Here is an 18347-nt window from a genome sequence, read left to right as displayed (position 1 = left end):
GAATACGGTCAAACAGTGGGGAGCGGGCTTGCTCGCGAAGACATCCGAAAGCACGCCGGATAGTCAACCTGTCTTCCCCACAGTAGGATGACTGATCCATTCCTGAGGCAGCCCACATGTTCTTCGGCGTTCTCCTGATCATCACCTGGCTGATCCTCCTCCTGCGCTACCCCGCCAAGGCACTGCCGGTGTCGCTGGCTGCCGCCGTGGGCCTGGGCTTAGTGGCCGTGTGGGTGGTGTGGCTGGACAACCGCGAAGCCTCGCAACTGGCGCGCCTCGAGCTGCGAATCACCTACGCCCCGCAGGAATGCCCCGCCGACCGCCCGCTGAAGCTGACCCTGAACAACGGCAATGATGTACCGCTGACCGAACTGCGCTGGCGCGTTGCCGCGTATGCACCGGGCGACACGGTCAACCTGGCCGACAACGTCTACGCCGCACCCCGCTATCGCGGCCCCGGCGAGTTGCAGGCCGGCGCCACCTGGGACGACTGTCTGCCCACCCCACCGCTGCGCCCCGGCTACCGCCCGCAAACCCTGGAATTTCGTGCCGAGCACCTGCAAGGCAGTTTCGCGGACTGACAAAGGATTGATCCATGCCCAACGTACTCATCACCGGTTGCTCCAGCGGCATCGGCCGCGCTTTGGCCGATGCCTTCAAGGGGGCGGGCTATGAGGTATGGGCCAGCGCCCGCCGCCCGGACGACGTTGCCGACCTGAGTGCCGCGGGCTTCAACGCCGTGCAGCTGGACGTCAACGACGACACCGCCCTGCAACGCCTGGCCGAACAATGGGGCGAGCTGGATGTGCTGATCAACAACGCCGGCTACGGCGCCATGGGCCCGTTGCTCGACGGCGGCACCGAGGCGATGCAGCGCCAATTCGAGACCAACGTGTTTTCCATCGTCGGCGTGACCCAGGCGTTCTTTCCCGCACTGCGTCGCAGCAAAGGCCTGGTGGTGAATATAGGCAGCGTGTCCGGCGTTTTGGTCACGCCCTTCGCCGGCGCCTACTGCGCCTCCAAAGCGGCGGTGCATGCGTTGAGCGACGCATTGCGCATGGAATTGGCGCCGTTTGGGATTCGAGTCATGGAAGTCCAGCCCGGCGCCATTAATACAAGCTTCGCGAAAAACGCCGGAGCCCAGGCCGAATTGTTGATCAACGAGCAATCGCCGTGGTGGCCGTTGCGCGAAGGTATTCGGGCACGCAGCCAGGCGTCACAGGACAAGCCGACGCCAGCCAGTGTGTTTGCGGCGGATGTGCTCAAGGCCGTGCAACAGGCTCAGCCGCCAAGGCTGTTGCGATCGGGCAATGGCAGTCGGGCGTTGCCGTGGATGGCGGCGTTGTTGCCCAAGGGGTTGCTGGAGAAGGTGCTGAAGAAACGTTTTGGTTTGAATGGGAGTTTGTAAATGATCGACTACACCGACTTTTTCGAAGAAGTAATCCAGACCCACGTCGAGATCGAGCAATGGTTTGCCGGCGTTGCGCCTGAAGGCACCCTGCAACATCTACTGGCGCGCTTCTCGCCTGAGTTCAGCATGGTCGCCCCCGCCACCGGCACGCGAGTGAATGCGGCCGGGGTCAAAGCGCTGTTCACGCGCCTGGGTGGCATGCGGCCGGGGTTGAAGATCACCTTGAGTGAAATGGCCGGGATTGACCGGCATGCGCGCGGTGCCACGGTGACTTACCGCGAACGTCAGGTAGATGACAGCGGTACACAGACGGATCGGCGGGCCACGGTGGTGTTTGAAAAGCAGGCCAGTGGCGCGCTGTTGTGGCGACATTTGCATGAGACTTTTATAGCGCAATGAAGTAACTGACAGGCCGAATCCTACAAAAAACAGCGACCCGCCTGACATCATTACAAGTAACCAATCCCCAGGCTCTTTCACCTCTATTTACTCACAGGTGAAAGGATGCACAGCGATTTCCTGCAAAGTGGTGTACCGGATGCGCACACCACGACTCGCCAGCGACTGACCAGCCTGCTGGACTTGCCCAAGCTCTATCGAACCATCGATGCCGACCCGGCTATCGTCGGGGCCGGGGTGGTGCATATCGGCAGCGATTATCGTGTAACGGTGTTACGCGAGTTTGTACCGTTATGCAGTATCAAACCCAAGCGGGTGATTTTGCGGGAGGTGGCTGGGCCGATGATGACTGCCGATGACTATGCGGAACTGACGGCAAGCTCGCCGCGTGAGTCGCAGCTATGGCGAGAGGCATCGGGGATGGCTGCCTCCTGTGGAGGGGCCGTAATTGGCTACATCATTGCCAAATCAGGAATTGCAGCAGCGCCTTTCAGCGCGGGTACCAGCCTTGCATTAAGCTACGTCGCCTACAGCGCTGCGACTGCCAGTTCCCTCCAGTGTGTCAATGGTTCATGGAGAGTCGCCAACGAATTGACCAATCCCGCCACAAACGACTATTACGACAGCCTAAGCTGGTATCAGGCAATGACCGTCGCCCTGGATGGCATTTCATTGGTCGGCGCAGGTACCACCACCTTCGCCAGCGTCAAAACAGTAATGGCCATCAAGCGTGCGACTGGGCGTAGTTCGACAGACATCTTGAGACGCATGAGTCGCCAGGAACGTGCAAAGTTAACGAGCGAAGTGCTGCGACTGCAGAACCCCCGCCATCCCCGCGAAATGATTCGCCTGAAGCAGCTCGCGGGGCAGCTACCCAAACGCTACAGCAACCCCCAATTGCGTTTGGGCATTCTCACTCAAATAAAAGACCAGATTGGAGCGACCTTGAGCGTTGGAGGCAGCACCTACTCCGGAAATATCAATCACATAGTCATTGGTCTGTATGAGGAGTTTTCCGACTATGACTTATAACGTCGACCCCTTCCGTGAATATCGAATTTGGCGCCGTTACGCCTATCGGTTCTTACCGTCATGGGGCAGTGCTCTGCTGCTGAGCCTGAACAACATAGCGATCAACATGGCACTTAGCTTGTCGTATTACGCAAAGGCCAATCAGTTACCGACTGAGTTTTCTTTCGGGACAGGTATGACACTTTGTCTGACTTTTTTAGCAGGCCAGATAATGCTATTTGAAGGCTTCCGTCACGCATTTCGAATACTGACACCCGTCGCCATCGTTAATACCTGGCTAGCGATTGGCTACCTGGTCAATCACCCGGCGACGCTGTTCAACTTATTCCCTTTGTTCACATCCATGCTTTACATCCTAGTCCTCCACTCAAAGAACCACCGCCGCTATACCAGCATGCTCAGGGTAAAGCGCCGACGAAAAATCAGGTTTAAAGCACTATTTAGCTAGACCCACCTCTTCATTTTTGCACTGCACTGACAATCACCGTGCAAGTAATCCCCGCCGCCAACAACACCCCGTCCGGCACTTCATCGATACGAATCCGCACCGGCACCCGCTGGGCCAATCTCACCCAGTTGAAGGTCGGGTTCACATCGGCAATCAGTTCGCGGCTCTCGGGGTTATCACGGTCGTAGATACCGCGCGAGATGCTTTCCACATGGCCTTTGAGGGTCTCGCCGCTCATCAATTGCATATCGGCTTTATCGCCGACCTTCACATGGGGCAACTTGGTCTCTTCAAAGTAGCCATAGACCCAGAACGAGTTCATATCCACTACCGCCATCTTGGCTTCGCCGATACGCGCATAGTCGCCGCGATGCACATTCAGGTTGGTGACATAACCGTCCACCGCCGCCACCACTTGCGTGCGTTTCAGATTCAGCTCAGCCGCTTCCAACTGCGCCAGCGCGTGCTGGTAGTCGGCCAGGGCCGCGTCGGCGATGTTGCTGGCGTCGTCGCGGTTTTCCCTGGAGATCACCAGCGCATCAAGGTCGGCGCGGCGGTGGGCATTGACCTTGCGCATCTCCCATGTGGCTTTGCGTGAGGCCACCAACGCTTGCGCCTGCTTGACGGCGATGCGGTAGTGCTCGGGGTCGATCTGCATCAGCAGGTCGCCTTTTTTTACCAACTGGTTGTCACGCACCGGCACCTCGACCACTTCACCGGTGACATCGGCGGCGACGTTGATGATGTCGGCGCGCACGCGGCCGTCGCGGGTCCAAGGCGTCTCCATGTAGTGCACCCACAATGTGCGGCCAATCCAGATCGCCAATGCCAATACCAGCAAGGTCGCGAGCAGGCTGAAAAACTTTTTCATCGGGGCAGTCTCAACGGTAGACGGTCAGCGCCAGGGCGCCGAACAGGCAAACGAACAGGCTCAGGCGCAGCAACGCCGGGTGCCAGAAAAAACGGTACAGGTCGAACCCGGCCAGGCAGCGGTCCAGCGCCCAGGCCAGTCCCGCGGCAATCAAAAACATCAGCGTCATCGTGGGCATGTAGAGGCCGTGGAACGCGATTTCACGGGGCATGGGGGGATCCTTTGAGAGCCGCCAGCGGCGATTGCGGGTCGAGCAGCGAGGTGCGGATAAAGTGCAGGTAGCTTTTCACCCGGCGCAGGGCCGAGGTGTCGAAGTGCGGGGCGAAGGGTTCGTCGGTGGCCTGCACGCGACTGATCGCATGATCGACCGCGATCAAACCCCGCTCCAGGTTGCTGGCACTGGGTTGCAGGAACAGCCGCACCAACGAGCGGCCCATCACGCGGATTGCCTGGCGCCATGGCTGGGAGTCGGCGTACGCCGGGTGCACCGGCAGGATCGCCTGTTCCTTGCGCAACTCGATGATCGCGTGGCCGACTTCCAGCACCACGAACATCCAGCGCAGCAGGTCGCGTTGCACTTGCGGCTGGCCCACGGCGAGGCCATAGGCCTGGTGCAGCAAGTCACGGGTGCGGCTTTCGAAACTCGACGTCAGGCCCTTGAGCTTGCCGCTGATCGCGTACACCACTTGCTCGCGCAGGTCTTGCTCCAGCCGGCGCCACAACCAACGGCTGTTGGGCGGCAGGATGATCGCCCCGGCCGCCGCGCACACCAGCATGCCGATGATCATCGCGATGTAGTCGTTGATAAAGGTGTACGGGTTGTAGACCGTGAGGTTGTCCGGCACCGAGCCGGTGCTGAAGAAGATCAACAGGCCCACGCCGACCCCGGCGTACTGCGGGCGTGAAGCCAGGAAAGCCCCGAGGATGATCACCGGCGCGAGCATCACGCACAGCAGTGGGAAGCCGTCGATCCAGGGGAACACGAAAAACATCTCGACAAAGCCCACCAGCGCGCCGATCAAGGTGCCGCAGGCCATCTGGAACGCCATGCGCTTGGGGTTGGGCGTGGCGGCCGACAGCCCGACGGTGGCGGCGGCAATCAGGGTCATGGTGGCGCCGCTGGGCCAGGCCGTGGCCACCCAGTAACTGCCGAGCACGATCAGGATGAATGAGGCACGAATGCCCGACGCAGCGCAAGCCAGCCAGTTGGTTTTAGGTGTGTACGCCTCGTCCCAGTCTTCCCGCGCATGGGTGTGATCGGCCAGGGAGGCGTGGGTTTGCGCGTAGTTGTGCAGGTCGTCGACGAAGCGGTAGAGCAGTTCGTAGGCCGTATGAAAATCCAACTGCTCGGTGTCGCTCGGGTTGCCCTGCTGGAACGCCGTGCGCAGGCTGCGCACCGTGGCGGGCAAGCGGTCCTTATAGGCGCTGAGTTGGTTGACCAAGCACGCCGCATCGGGGCTGGTCAGGGCGCGGCCGGAGAAGCCGTCGAGCAGTTCGGCGAGGTCTTGCAGACCAGGTTTGATTGCGGCAACCACATGATCGGCGGCATCGGTGCGCAGGCGTTCAAGCAACTGGTGCAAGGCGTTGAAGCGCGTGGTGATGCTCATGAATTCGCTGTTGAGGCGACTGAGCCGCCCGTTACGCCGCCGCATGTGCGGGTCTTCAAACACCGTGAGGCTGCGCAGCCCCTCCAGGCCGACGGCTTCAGCAATAAAGCGCACGTTGCTGGCCTCAAAATCTTCACGCTGGCTGCGCCCGCGCAAGCCGTCCGTGACGAACAGCGCGAACACACCAAAGCGCTGGTACAAGGCGTTGCGCATGGCGGCGCTGGAGGTCTGCGGCAAAATCGCCGCGCTGACCAGGGTGGAGCAGATAATCCCCAGGGAGATTTCCAGCACCCGCCACACCGCCGCCATAAAGGCGCCATCCGGATGCGCCAGCGCGGGCAAGCCCACCATCGCCGCCGTATACCCCGCCAACACAAAGCCGTAGGCGCGAAAGTTACGGTTACGCGTCGCGCCGGCGGTGCAAATGCCCACCCAGATCGCCAGCGCGCCGAGGAACAGCTCGGTGTTCTGTGCAAACAAGGCGATCAGCAACACCATCACCGCCGAGCCCGCCAGAGTGCCGAGGAAGCGATAAAAGCTCTTGGCGAACACCTGTCCGCTCTGCGGCTGCATCACGATAAACACGGTGATCATGGCGGTGCGCGGTTGTGGCAGTTCCAGGCGCATGGCCAGCCACAGGGTGAGGAACGCTGCGATCAGCACCTTGAAGATGTACACCCAGGTCACGCCGTCACTGCGTGCCCAATCGAAAAAGCCACGGCGCCATTCAAGGGAACGCAGCCAACGCAGCGGTGCAGGCAAGGGAGTCATCGTAACCTGCTCAGTGATCGAACACGGCGAGAGTCGCCGGGGTTTTGCCAGGGAGTGTCTTGGTGTCCGGGGGAACGTCTTGGCCGGCGCCGAGGCCGCCGCCCAATGCGGTGACCAGTTCGGCGTGGGCGCTGAGGCGCGCGGCCTGAACCTGTTGCTCGACCTGTTGCTGGCGAAACAGCAGGGTCTGGGCGTTGAGCACATTGAGGTAATCGGTGAGGCCGCGCTGGTAGGCGATCATCGCGATGTCGTAGGTCTTTTGCGCCGAGGCCACCGATTGCGCGGCGAAGCCTTGCTGCTTGTCCATGGACTCGCGGCGGATCAACTGGTCGCTGAGGCTCTTGAGCGCATTGACCAGAGTCTGGTTGTAGCGCGCCACGGCGATGTCATAACCGGCGCTGGCTTCACCCAACTCGGCACGCAGACGCCCACCGTCGAAAATCGGCAAGGTAATCGCCGGGCCGACGCTGTAATTGAATTTCTGCCCCGCCAGAAACGCCAGCATGCCGCCGCCGGTGGCCATGTAGCCGAGGCTGCCGACCAGATCGACGTTGGGGTAGAAACCGGCATGCGCCACATCAATCCCGCGGGCCTGGGCCGCCACTTGCCAGCGGCTGGCAACCACGTCCGGGCGCTGGCCGAGCAATTGCGCGGGCAGGGTCGACGGCAGTTTCAGTGGCGTTGCCAGAGACAGGCTCGGGCGCCGCAACTGCGCGCCCTCTCCCGGTCCCTTGCCCGCCAACGCAGCCAGTTGGTTGCGGCTCAGGGCGATTTCTTCGTCGAGGGCGTCCAGTTGGCGATGGGTTTCCGGCAGCGGCGTTTCGGCCTGGCTCACGTCGAAATGGGTACCGATACCGGCATTCAGGCGTTTGTTGGCCAGGTCGAGAATCTGCTGTTGCTGGGCCAGGGTCGCCGCGACGATATCGCGGTTGGCGTACTGCAACGACAGCTGGATGTAGGCGCGCACCACATTGTTTTGCAATTCAAGCTGGGCCTGGCGTGCTTCGGCGGCACGCATATGGGCCAGGTCGACGGCACGCTCGGTGGTGTTGCGTTCGCGGCCCCACAGGTCGAGGGCATAGCTCAGGCCCAGGGTCGAATTGTTGTCCCAGGTGTTGGCCCCGCTCAACTCGCCAGGGCCATAAAACTGATCCTTGGGCCAGTTGTGGCGCTTGAGCGTGGTATCACTGTTGATCTGCAACGACTCGGCCGACTCGGCAACCCCGGCGATGGCCCGTGCCTCACGCACCCGCGCGGCGGCCACGGCAAGGCCTGGGCTGTCGCGGGTGGCAAGCGCGACCCAGCGGTCAAGTTGCGGGTCGCCGTAGGCTTGCCACCAGTGCGCGGTGGGCCAATGGGCGTCGCTGGCGGCGCTTTGGATGGCTTCGTCGGTGGCCAGGCTATTGGCATTGAGGGCCAGGCCTTGGGGGGCGATTCCTCCGGTTCCGATACAGCCGCTGATGGCTAACGATAAAGCCCAAACACTGAGAGTCTTCAGCTCTCTGCTGATGCGACGCGGCACGGCGAACGAATTCCTGAGGTGGGTGATGCACGGGAGGTGGCGCAATTCTAGGCGGCGTCAGGGAGGACGATAAGCTGGCATTCCTGTGAATCTTTGTTACCGTTCGGGCGATAATCCATTGGTAGGGATCACTGGTCGGCGTAACTTTCTGTCACAATTTGCCATCTCCCCTGAGAACACTCCATGGACACTTTGCAAAACATGCGCGCCTTCAGTTGTGTGGCCGAAGCCGGCAGCTTCACCGCCGCCGCCGCGCAACTGGACACCACCACGGCCAACGTCTCGCGCGCGGTTTCCAATCTGGAAGCCCATCTGCAAACCCGCTTGCTCAACCGCACCACCCGGCGTATTGCCCTCACCGAAGCAGGTAAACGCTACCTGCTGCGCTGTGAACAGATCCTTGCATACGTCGAAGAAGCCGAGGCCGAAGCCAGCGACGCGCATGCGCGCCCCGCCGGGCAATTGAAAGTGCACACCATGACCGGCATCGGCCAGCATTTTGTCATCGACGCCATCGCCCGCTACCGCCGCACCCACCCGGACGTGACCTTCGACCTGACCCTGGCCAATCGCGTGCCGGACCTGCTCGACGAGGGCTACGACGTGTCCATCGTGCTCGCCAGCGAATTGCCGGACTCGGGGTTTGTGTCCCAGCGCCTGGGCATTACCTACAGCATCGCCTGTGCCTCGCCCGATTACGTCAAGGCCAAGGGCTGCGCCCATCGCCCCCATGATTTGCTCAACCACGCCTGCCTGCGCCTGGTCAGCCCGGTGATCCAGTTGGACAAGTGGACCTTCAACGGCCCCGAAGGCCAGGAAAGCGTGGCGATCAACACCTCACCGTTTCTGGTGAATTCGGCGGACGCGATGAAAACCGCGATCACCAGCGGCATGGGTATCGGCCTGCTGCCGGTGTACGCGGCCATCGAAGGCCTGCGCAACGGCACATTGGTACGCGTGATGCCCAACTACCGTTCCCAGGAACTCAACCTGTACGCCATCTACCCGTCGCGCCAATACCTGGATGCGAAGATCAAGACTTGGGTGGAATACCTGCGTGGTTCATTGCCGGAGATTCTGGCGGCGCATCAGGCAGAGTTGGCGGCTTATGAGTTGAGCGGCAGCCTGGGCGGTGTGCGTCTGTCGAACTGATCTCTACCAAACGACAGACATCAATGTGGTTCGGCGCGATCCTGACAATCTCCATCAGGAATGTTAGCGTGCTTGGCATTCTTCCGTAGTCGATGAGCCCGCCTGCAATGAAAAAGACTGTCCTGGCCTTCAGCCGCATCACCCCGCCCATGATCGAACGCCTGCAACAGGACTTCGAGGTGATCGCGCCCAACCCCAAGCTTGGCGACATCAACGCCCAATTCAACGAAGCCCTGCCCCACGCCCACGGCCTGATTGGCGTGGGTCGCAAGCTGGGCCGGGCGCAGCTCGAAGGCGCGAGCAACCTGCAGGTGGTATCCAGCGTGTCGGTGGGCTACGACAACTATGACGTGCCGTACTTCAACGAGCGCGGGATCATGCTGACCAACACCCCTGATGTGCTCACCGAAAGCACCGCCGACCTGGCCTTCGCCCTGCTCATGAGCAGCGCCCGCCGCGTTGCCGAGCTGGACGCCTGGACCAAGGCCGGCCAGTGGAAAGCCAGTGTCGGCGCGCCGTTGTTTGGGTGCGATGTGCATGGCAAGACCCTGGGCATTGTCGGCATGGGCAACATCGGCGCAGCCGTGGCCCGTCGTGGCCGGCTGGGCTTCAACATGCCGATCCTGTACAGCGGCAACAGCCGCAAGGTGGCACTGGAAAACGAGCTGGGCGCGCAGTTTCGCAGCCTGCACCAGTTGCTGGCCGAGGCGGATTTCGTCTGCCTGGTCGTGCCATTGAGCGACAAGACCCGTCATTTGATCAGCACCCGCGAGTTGGCGCTGATGAAACCCAGCGCAATCCTGATCAACATCTCCCGTGGCCCGGTGGTGGACGAGCCGGCGCTGATCCAGGCCCTGCAGAACCAGACCATTCGCGGTACCGGGCTGGACGTGTACGAGCAGGAGCCGCTGGCCGAGTCGCCGCTGTTCCAGTTGAGCAATGCCGTGACCCTGCCGCACATCGGCTCGGCCACCCACGAAACCCGTGAAGCCATGGCCAACCGCGCCCTGGACAACCTGCGCAGCGCCCTGCTGGGCCAGCGTCCGCAGGACCTGGTGAACCCGCAGGTGTGGAAGGGTTGAATTGAATGGTCCATGTGGCTAAAGCATGGGCCGCTCACGTCGATAACCTTCCATAGAAGATCGTCATCCCTGGATCCACAGAAGGTTTTTATGTCCACCACCAAAGCCCGCGCAGACTCACTCTCGCTTCTGCTCTTTACCTTGCGTAGCGGCAAGCTGATGGCCATCAACCTGCTGAAAGTCAGCGAAATCATTCCCTGCCCGCCGCTCACCCGGCTGCCGGAGTCACACCCCCACGTCAAAGGCATCGCCACCCTGCGCGGTGCCTCGTTGTCGGTGATCGACCTGAGCCGTGCCCTGGGGGAAATGCCCCTTGAAGACCCCAACGGCGGCTGCCTGATCGTCACCGACGTGAGCCGTTCCAAGCAGGGCCTGCATGTGCAGGCCGTGAGTAAAATCGTGCATTGCCTGACCACCGACATCCGCCCGCCCCCCTACGGCTCCGGTGGTAACCGCGCGTTTATCACCGGGGTAACCCAGGTCGATGGCGGGCTGGTGCAAGTGTTGGACATCGAAAAAGTTATCCACGGCATCGCCCCGGCGCCGATTGAGGCAGCGCCGACCGACCTGACCATGGAAGAGGCCGAAGTCCTGGGTAACGCACGGATTCTGGTGGTGGATGACAGCCAGGTGGCGCTGCAGCAGTCGGTGCACACACTGCGCAACCTCGGCCTGACCTGCCACACCGCACGCAGCGCCAAGGAGGCCATCGACGTGCTGCTGGAACTGCAAGGCACCGCCGCGCAGATCAACGTGGTGGTGTCGGATATCGAAATGTCCGAAATGGACGGGTACGCCCTCACCCGCACCCTGCGCGAAACCCCGGACTTTAATAACCTCTACGTGCTGCTGCACACCTCTCTGGACAGCGCGATGAACAGCGAAAAGGCGCGCCTGGCAGGTGCCGACGCGGTACTCACCAAGTTTTCCTCGCCGGAGCTCACCCGGTGCCTGGTCGTCGCCGCCAAATCGGTCGCCGAAAAAGGCCTGTAAGCGGTGCCTGAGTATTTCCAACTGCTACGCCGCGACCTGCGCGGCAGCCTGCCTGCGCCGCAATGGCCGGCCGGTACGTGCCTGGATCATTACCGCGACGAGCTGGCTCCGGCGATCCACGCGGTGTTGCGCATGACCCAGGAACAGGGCGGCGGCCGCGTGCCCAACCTGGAAACCTGGCGGCACCAGTTCGTCACCGACGCCGAGTTCGACCCCACGCTGTGCCTGGTGGCCAGCAACGGCGACGGCATTCTGGGCGTGGCCCACTGCTGGACCAGCGCATTTATCAAGAACCTCGCGGTGCACCCGTGCGCCCAGGGCCAGGGGCTGGGCCGGGCGTTGTTGCTGCACAGTTTCCAGGTGTTCAAGCAGCGCGGCGAACCCTGCGTGGACCTCAAGGTACTGGAGAGCAACCTGCGCGCCCGTCAGCTGTACGAAAGCGCGGGAATGGTGTTTGTGCTGCGCGATGTGCTCGGCGACGGCTGACAGGCACTGGCGCATAACTTGCTTTCATGACAGCCGCAACGGTGTGAAGAGGCAAAAACCCGTCACCGTTCCCGCGTGCCCTCTGACCTAGCCTGGTAACAGATCCGCCATGAATACTCATTTTTGCTGCGTCGGCTGCGGCAAATGCTGCACCGACCACCATGTGCCCCTGACCCTCGACGAAGCCCGTATGTGGGCGGCGGACGGCGGTAACGTGATCGTGCTGGTGGAGGGGTTTCTCGGCAACGGTCTGGGCTTGCCCTTGCAGCAACGCGAGCACGCCAAGCGGCGTTCGGTGGTGGTGCCCAGCGGCAGCACCGAGGCATTTGTGGCAATCACCTTTGCCGCCTATAACGCCGGGCGCTGCCGGAATCTTGACGAAGACAACCGCTGCCGCATCTATGAGCGTCGCCCGTTGGTCTGCCGCATCTACCCGATGGAAATCAACCCGCACATCCCGCTCAACCCCGGCGCGAAGGACTGCCCGCCCGAATCCTGGGAACAGGGCCCGGCGCTGATCATCGGTGGTGAGTTGGTGGACCCGCAACTGGCCGAATTGATCCGCCACTCGCGCCAGGCCGACCGCGACGATGTGCAGATCAAAGAAGCGGCGTGCGCATTGCTGGGCATTCGCACCACAGCACTCAAGGGCGATGGATTTACCGCCTACCTGCCGGACATGGCCGCATTCGCCCAGGCGGTTGAGCAGGCCACCGAGGAGCCGAGCGCAGCCCATGAGTGGGTGTTCCATGTGTCCGGGCTGGATATCGCCGAGCAGGTGCTGAATGCGGGGGCGCAGATTGCCACCGAGGTGCCGGCCAATTATGCGTTTATCCCACTGCGCGCGGCGTAAGGGGCTGCGCACTCACCTGGTAGACCCGGCCACGCCGCGCGGTTGATTGGTCATCAAGGAGCTATCGGCACCGGGTCCAGGCGGTAGGGCAGGATAATCCGCTGGTACTCACCATTGTGGATAAGTTGCTCAAGGGCGCGGTTGAGTGCATTGCGCAAGGCTGTATCGGTCTTGCGCACCGCGATCGCCACACCATCGCCCAGCAGCGACGCCGAAATGGCGGGCCCCAGGAAGTCGAAATCCTCGCCGTACGGGGTGTCGAACAGGGCTTCACGAATTTCCACGGTGCCTTGCAACGTGGCGTCGATCTCGCCTGCCACCAGGCTGCGAACCAGGTCATCATTGAGCCAGAAACTTTTGATGATCACCCCCTTTGCTGCCCAGTGCGCGCGGGCGAAGGCTTCGCGGTTGCTGCCCAGCAACACGCCAACCCGTTTACCTTTGAGCGACGTTACGTCTGGCAACAGGCCGGAGGTCCTGCGGGCCACCAGCCGCGTGGTGAAGGGATAAAGGTTATCGGAGAAGCTCACCCATTGACGCCGTTTCGACGTAGGTGCCATGCCCATGATCGCGTCGAATTGCCTGGCTTCCAGGGCGCGGAAGTCTTCGGCGATCACCTGGTCGACCCAGATACAGCGCACATTCAACTGATCGCACAGGGCATTACCCAATTCGATGTTCAGGCCTACCAACTGCCCTTGTGGGTTGCGACTCTGGAAGGGGGGGAATTGCGCAGCAACGCCAAAACGGATTTCGTGCCGGTGTGGATCACCGGCTGCCACGGCATCCATGGAGAGCAACAGCGCAAGCACTGCACAGATGTGTATCTGGGCCACGGGAAACGTCCTTTTCCGGAAAGTGCAGCCTCACCACACCCTGCGCGGTAAACCGTGGGGGGTGCTGCAAAGGCTGTGCAAGCTTTCAAGAAACGGACGTAGACCTACAATCAGAAATCTCAGCGGGCGTTGTAGGCAATAGCCGACGCAGCGCAAGGCTGTTTAACCTCAGCGTTTACCCATGGAGCGGCGGGTACCCGGTGGAGCCATGCCCGGCGACTTGGTGTGACCGTTTTTCGCGCCGTTCTTGTACCAAGGCTGAGCTGCATTTTTGGCGCCGGCCAGTTCACCCGGCTTGAACGGAAACTTGAACGCGGGGATCTCGGCTTTTTCAACGCTGTCGGCGCTGGCCGGATCGACGAGGTCGGCCGCGTCAACAGGGGGTTGTGTCGGGGAAGTCATGGAAGCTCCGAAGCGTGCAAAAAATGAGGCGGGCCCGACTTGCGGGCCGCACTGGCGCGCAGTATACCTGCGAGCTTCGGATCTTTAACCACCGCCCGTAGGAATCGTCGGCGCTTGCTGACAGCGCTGTCAGTTTGCGGTCACCGTGCTGACCGGGTTGCAGCGCTATAAAGACCGTTCACTCTCCCCTTCCCTTGTCCCGGCGTCTCACCCATGCAGATTCAACGAAAAATCGCCCTGATCGTGGGTGTCCTCGTAGTAGTGGCTGTTGCGGCGTGGGCGCTGACCCGCCCAGCCAAAGCCAAACTGGCGGCACCCACCGCGATTCCGGTGCGAGTGGTGAGCGTGGCGCAGCAGGACATCCCGCGGTTCGTCAGTGGCATCGGCACGGTACTGTCGCTGCACAGCGTGGTGATTCGCCCGCAAGTCGACGGCATTCTCACCCAACTGCGGGTCAAGGAAGGCCAGTTGGTTAAGGCCGGCGACCTGCTGGCCAGCATCGATGATCGCTCGATCCGCGCCAGCCTCGACCAGGCCAAGGCACAACTGGGCGAGAGCCAGGCGCAGCTGCAGGTGGCACTGGTCAACCTCAAGCGCTACAAGGAACTGAGCGTCGACGACGGCGTTTCCAAGCAGACCTACGATCAACAGCAAGCCTTGGTCAATCAGCTCAAGGCCACCGTCCAGGGCAACCAGGCCGCAATCGATTCGGCTCAGGTACAGCTTTCCTACACTCAGATTCGTTCGCCCGTCAGCGGTCGCGTCGGTATTCGCAACGTGGATGAGGGCAACTTCCTGCGTGCCAGCGATGCTCAGGGCCTGTTCTCCGTGACCCAGATCGACCCGATCGCCGTCGAGTTCGCCCTGCCGCAGCAAATGCTGCCTACGCTGCAACGCCTGATCGCCGCGCCCGCCCGCGCCAGCGTCGATGCCTACCTGGGCGCCGACACCGACGGCCAGACCGGCGACCTGCTCGGCGCAGGCCACTTGAGCCTGATCGACAACCAGATCAGCTCCACCACCGGCACCCTGCGCGCCAAGGCCGAGTTCACTAACGCCTCGCAACGCCTGTGGCCCGGGCAACTGGTGACCATCAAGATCCAGACCGCCCTCGACAAAAACGCTCTGGTGGTACCGCCAACGGTGGTGCAACGTGGGCTGGATTCGCACTTCGTGTACCGGGTCAACGGTGACAAAGTTGAGGTCGTGCCGGTGCAAGTCACCTACCAGGACAGCGACGCGAGCATTATCAAAGGCGTGCAGGCCGGGGATGTGCTGGTCAGTGACGGCCAGTCACGGCTCAAGGCCGGCGCGCAGGTGGAGGTGCTCAAAGAGCCGCCCCAAGTGATCCAGACCGTCGATGCCAAGGTGCAACCATGAGCCGTTCGCCGTCAGCCTGGTGCGTCGACCACCCGGTCGCGACGTTGTTGCTGACGTTCGCGCTGGTACTGCTCGGAATCATTGCCTTCCCGCGCCTGGCCATCGCGCCACTGCCGGAAGCGGAATTTCCCACGATCCAAGTCAGCGCCGCCCTGCCCGGCGCGAGCCCCGACACCATGGCCTCATCGGTGGCCACGCCGCTTGAGGTGCAGTTCAGCGCCATCCCCGGCATGACCCAGATGACCTCCAGCAGTGCCCTGGGCTCCAGCCTCCTGACGCTGCAATTCACCCTCGACAAGAGCATCGACACCGCCGCGCAAGAAGTGCAGGCGGCGATCAACACAGCGTCCGGCAAGCTGCCCGGCGACATGCCCAGCCTGCCGACCTGGAAGAAGGTCAACCCGGCGGACAGCCCGGTGCTGATCCTCAGCGTCAGTTCCGACAGCATGCCCGGCACCGAGCTGAGCGACTATGTGGAAACCCTGCTCGCGCGGCAGATCAGCCAGATCGACGGCGTTGGCCAGATCAACATCACCGGCCAGCAACGCCCGGCCATCCGGGTGCAGGCCTCACCCGACAAGCTCGCGGCCATCGGCCTGACCCTCGCCGATGTGCGCCTGGCCATCCAGCAATCGAGCCTCAACCTGGCCAAGGGTGCGATCTATGGTGAAAACAGCGTGTCGACCCTGTCGACCAACGATCAGCTGTTTCACCCCGAGGACTATGCCCAACTGATTGTGTCCTACAAGGACGGTGCACCGGTTCAACTGCGTGATATCGCCAAAGTCGTCAACGGCTCGGAAAACGCCTACGTGCAGGCCTGGTCCGGCGACACACCGGGGGTCAACCTGGTGATTTCGCGCCAGCCCGGCGCAAATATCGTCGAGACCGTCGACCGCATTCAAGCCGAACTGCCGAGGCTGCAAGGCATGCTGCCGGCCTCGGTGCAGGTCAGTGTGCTGAGCGACCGCACCAAGACCATCCGCGCCTCCCTGCATGAGGTGGAAGTGACGCTGCTGATCGCGATTTTGCTGGTGGTGGCGGTCATGGCGCTGTTCTTGCGCCAGCTGTCGGCGACGCTGATCGTGTCCAGCGTGCTGGGGGTGTCGCTGGTCGCCAGTTTTGCGCTGATGTACGTGATGGGCTTCAGCCTGAACAACCTGACCCTGGTGGCGATCGTGATCGCCGTCGGCTTCGTGGTGGACGATGCCATCGTGGTGGTGGAGAACATCCATCGTCACCTGGAAGCGGGGCTCGACAAACGCGAAGCCGCGATCAAGGGGGCCGGCGAGATTGGATTTACCGTGGTGTCCATCAGCTTCTCGCTGGTGGCGGCGTTTATTCCGCTGCTGTTCATGGGCGGCGTGGTCGGGCGTTTGTTCAAGGAATTTGCGCTGACGGCGACCTCGACCATCCTGATTTCGGTGGTGGTGTCGCTGACACTGGCACCGACCCTGGCCGCGCTGTTTATGCGCGCGCCCACGCACCCGGCCCACGACAAGCCCGGTTTCAGCGACCGCCTGCTGGCCGGTTATGCACGCAACCTGCGCCGTGCGCTGGCCCATCAACGCAGCATGGCGGCGATTTTTATCGTGACCCTGGCCCTGGCCGTGGTCGGCTATGTGTTTATTCCCAAGGGGTTCTTCCCGGTGCAGGACACCGGTTTTGTGCTTGGCACCAGCGAAGCGGCGGCCGACGTGTCGTTCCCGGACATGGTCGCCAAGCACAAGGCGCTGGCCGAGATCATTAAGGACGACCCGGCGGTGCAGGCGTTTTCCCACTCGGTGGGCGTGACCGGCAGCAACCAGACCATCGCCAACGGGCGTTTTTGGATCGCCCTCAAAGATCGTGGCGATCGCGATGTGTCGGCCAGCCAGTTTATCGACCGTATCCGCCCGAAACTGGCGAAGGTGCCTGGTATCGTGCTGTACCTGCGCGCCGGCCAGGACATCAACCTCAGCTCCGGCCCCAGCCGTGCACAGTATCAATACGTGCTCAAGAGCAACGACGGCCCGACGCTGAACACCTGGACCCAGCGCCTCACCGAAAAACTGCGCACCAACCCGGCGTTTCGCGACCTGTCCAACGACCTGCAACTGGGCGGCAGCATCACCCACATCAGCATCGACCGCCAGGCGGCGGCACGTTTCGGCCTGACCGCCACCGACGTCGACCAGGCGCTGTACGATGCCTTCGGCCAACGCCAGATCAACGAATTTCAGACCGAGATCAACCAGTACCAGGTGGTGCTGGAACTCGACACCCGGCAGCGCGGCAAGGCCGAAAGCCTGAACTACTTCTACCTGCGTTCGCCGTTGACCAATGAGATGGTGCCGCTGTCGGCCTTGGCCAAGGTCGATCCGCCGAGCGTGGGGCCATTGTCCATCAGCCACGATGGGATGTTCCCCGCCGCCAACCTGTCGTTCAACCTGGCGCCCGGCGTGGCGTTGGGCGATGCGGTGATCATGCTCAATCAGGCCAAGAACGAAATCGGCATGCCTACTACCATCATCGGCAACTTCCAGGGCGCGGCCCAGGCGTTCCAAAGCTCCTTGGCCAGCCAGCCATGGTTGATCCTCGCGGCGCTGGTGGCGGTCTACATCATTCTGGGTGTGCTGTACGAAAGCTTCGTGCACCCGCTGACGATTATTTCCACCTTGCCGTCGGCGGGCTTGGGCGCACTGATCATGCTGACCCTGATGGGCCAGGACTTTTCGATCATGGCGCTGATCGGCCTGGTGCTGCTGATCGGCATCGTCAAGAAAAACGGCATTCTGATGATCGACTTCGCCCTGGAAGCTCAGCGCGTACGCGGCTTACCGCCCGAAGAAGCAATTTATGAAGCCTGCGTGACGCGGTTCCGGCCGATCATCATGACCACCCTCGCCGCGCTGCTCGGCGCGGTGCCGCTGATGCTCGGTGCCGGCCCCGGCGCAGAAATGCGCCAGCCGCTGGGCATTGCAGTGGTCGGTGGGCTGCTGGTGAGCCAGGCGCTGACGCTGTTCACCACACCGGTCATATACTTGTGCCTCGAGAAATTTTTTCACCGGCCCAAACCCGCCGCCACGCTGGCGACCACACACTGAGGCCAAGGCACCGCCC

The 18347-nt window shown here is 62.1% G+C and carries 18 protein-coding genes; 12 read left to right on the top strand and 6 right to left on the bottom strand.

All coding sequences use genetic code 11. The annotated features are described in order from the left end of the window. Positions 1 to 116: 116 nt before the first annotated feature. The 5 genes from PSH59_RS04790 (at position 117) to PSH59_RS04770 (ending at position 3290) form a co-directional block, all read left to right on the top strand. Positions 117 to 581: a multidrug transporter gene (locus tag PSH59_RS04790; protein ID WP_248075429.1), complete on the top strand. Its 465-nt coding sequence runs from the start codon at positions 117 to 119 to the stop codon at positions 579 to 581. Between the two features lie 14 nt (positions 582 to 595). Then, positions 596 to 1408 carry an SDR family oxidoreductase gene (locus PSH59_RS04785; protein ID WP_305394419.1) on the top strand — a complete coding sequence of 271 codons (813 nt, stop codon included), beginning with the start codon at positions 596 to 598 and terminating at the stop codon, positions 1406 to 1408. Continuing rightward, entirely contained in the window at positions 1409 to 1810 is a 402-nt protein-coding gene (locus tag PSH59_RS04780; RefSeq protein ID WP_305394418.1) for a DUF4440 domain-containing protein, read from the top strand. A 105-nt stretch (positions 1811 to 1915) separates the two neighbouring features. Next, positions 1916 to 2842: an NAD synthetase gene (locus PSH59_RS04775; RefSeq protein ID WP_305394417.1), complete on the top strand. Its 927-nt coding sequence runs from the start codon at positions 1916 to 1918 to the stop codon at positions 2840 to 2842. Further along, positions 2832 to 3290, top strand: a complete 459-nt coding sequence (locus tag PSH59_RS04770; protein WP_305394416.1) for a hypothetical protein — start codon at positions 2832 to 2834, stop codon at positions 3288 to 3290. Before PSH59_RS04775 ends, PSH59_RS04770 begins: the two co-directional genes overlap by 11 nt. Positions 3291 to 3300: 10 nt before the next feature. On the opposite strand, the gene PSH59_RS04765 is transcribed toward PSH59_RS04770, so the two are convergent. From PSH59_RS04765 to PSH59_RS04750, 4 genes are read right to left on the bottom strand one after another with little or no spacing between them, the layout of a single operon-like run. Further along, positions 3301 to 4161, bottom strand: a complete 861-nt coding sequence (locus PSH59_RS04765) for an HlyD family secretion protein (RefSeq protein WP_305394415.1) — start codon at positions 4159 to 4161, stop codon at positions 3301 to 3303. A 10-nt stretch (positions 4162 to 4171) separates the two neighbouring features. Further along, positions 4172 to 4372: a DUF1656 domain-containing protein gene (locus tag PSH59_RS04760; RefSeq protein WP_248075417.1), complete on the bottom strand. Its 201-nt coding sequence runs from the start codon at positions 4370 to 4372 to the stop codon at positions 4172 to 4174. Continuing rightward, positions 4362 to 6539: an FUSC family protein gene (locus PSH59_RS04755; protein ID WP_305394414.1), complete on the bottom strand. Its 2178-nt coding sequence runs from the start codon at positions 6537 to 6539 to the stop codon at positions 4362 to 4364. The genes PSH59_RS04760 and PSH59_RS04755 overlap by 11 nt, the downstream gene beginning before the upstream one ends. Positions 6540 to 6549: 10 nt before the next feature. Continuing rightward, complete coding sequence (locus PSH59_RS04750) at positions 6550 to 8061, bottom strand: efflux transporter outer membrane subunit (RefSeq protein ID WP_305394413.1); 1512 nt, start codon at positions 8059 to 8061, stop codon at positions 6550 to 6552. A gap of 183 nt (positions 8062 to 8244) precedes the next feature. Here PSH59_RS04750 and PSH59_RS04745 point away from each other — a divergent pair, with 183 nt between their 5' ends. From PSH59_RS04745 to PSH59_RS04725, 5 genes are all read left to right on the top strand, one after another. Further along, the gene (locus PSH59_RS04745; protein WP_248075412.1) at positions 8245 to 9213 is read left to right on the top strand and encodes a LysR family transcriptional regulator; all 969 of its coding nucleotides are present in this window, start codon (positions 8245 to 8247) and stop codon (positions 9211 to 9213) included. A gap of 107 nt (positions 9214 to 9320) precedes the next feature. Next, positions 9321 to 10295: a D-glycerate dehydrogenase gene (locus tag PSH59_RS04740; RefSeq protein ID WP_305394412.1), complete on the top strand. Its 975-nt coding sequence runs from the start codon at positions 9321 to 9323 to the stop codon at positions 10293 to 10295. A 90-nt stretch (positions 10296 to 10385) separates the two neighbouring features. Further along, positions 10386 to 11288 (top strand): chemotaxis protein CheV, encoded by a 903-nt coding sequence (locus PSH59_RS04735; RefSeq protein ID WP_248075407.1) that lies wholly within the window; start codon positions 10386 to 10388, stop codon positions 11286 to 11288. Between the two features lie 3 nt (positions 11289 to 11291). Further along, positions 11292 to 11774, top strand: coding sequence for an N-acetyltransferase (locus tag PSH59_RS04730; RefSeq protein WP_248075404.1), 483 nt, complete (start codon positions 11292 to 11294; stop codon positions 11772 to 11774). A gap of 109 nt (positions 11775 to 11883) precedes the next feature. Next, the gene (locus PSH59_RS04725; RefSeq protein WP_305394411.1) at positions 11884 to 12627 is read left to right on the top strand and encodes a YkgJ family cysteine cluster protein; all 744 of its coding nucleotides are present in this window, start codon (positions 11884 to 11886) and stop codon (positions 12625 to 12627) included. A 53-nt stretch (positions 12628 to 12680) separates the two neighbouring features. Here PSH59_RS04725 and PSH59_RS04720 read toward each other — a convergent pair whose 3' ends face one another. Together PSH59_RS04720 and PSH59_RS04715 are read right to left on the bottom strand one after the other, a co-directional pair. Continuing rightward, the gene (locus tag PSH59_RS04720) at positions 12681 to 13463 is read right to left on the bottom strand and encodes a transporter substrate-binding domain-containing protein (RefSeq protein ID WP_305394410.1); all 783 of its coding nucleotides are present in this window, start codon (positions 13461 to 13463) and stop codon (positions 12681 to 12683) included. 168 nt (positions 13464 to 13631) lie between these two features. After that, positions 13632 to 13865 (bottom strand): hypothetical protein, encoded by a 234-nt coding sequence (locus tag PSH59_RS04715; RefSeq protein ID WP_248075393.1) that lies wholly within the window; start codon positions 13863 to 13865, stop codon positions 13632 to 13634. Positions 13866 to 14078: 213 nt separating this feature from the next. On the opposite strand from PSH59_RS04715, the gene PSH59_RS04710 reads away from it, so the two are divergent. Then, positions 14079 to 15245 (top strand): efflux RND transporter periplasmic adaptor subunit, encoded by a 1167-nt coding sequence (locus tag PSH59_RS04710; RefSeq protein ID WP_248075391.1) that lies wholly within the window; start codon positions 14079 to 14081, stop codon positions 15243 to 15245. Beyond that, positions 15242 to 18331, top strand: coding sequence for a multidrug efflux RND transporter permease subunit (locus PSH59_RS04705; RefSeq protein ID WP_305394409.1), 3090 nt, complete (start codon positions 15242 to 15244; stop codon positions 18329 to 18331). The genes PSH59_RS04710 and PSH59_RS04705 overlap by 4 nt, the downstream gene beginning before the upstream one ends. Positions 18332 to 18347: the final 16 nt, after the last annotated feature.

Origin of the sequence: Pseudomonas sp. FP2309 (assembly GCF_030687575.1) — a bacterium.
Classification (GTDB): domain Bacteria; phylum Pseudomonadota; class Gammaproteobacteria; order Pseudomonadales; family Pseudomonadaceae; genus Aquipseudomonas.
This window is presented reverse-complemented; position numbering and strand designations above follow the sequence as displayed.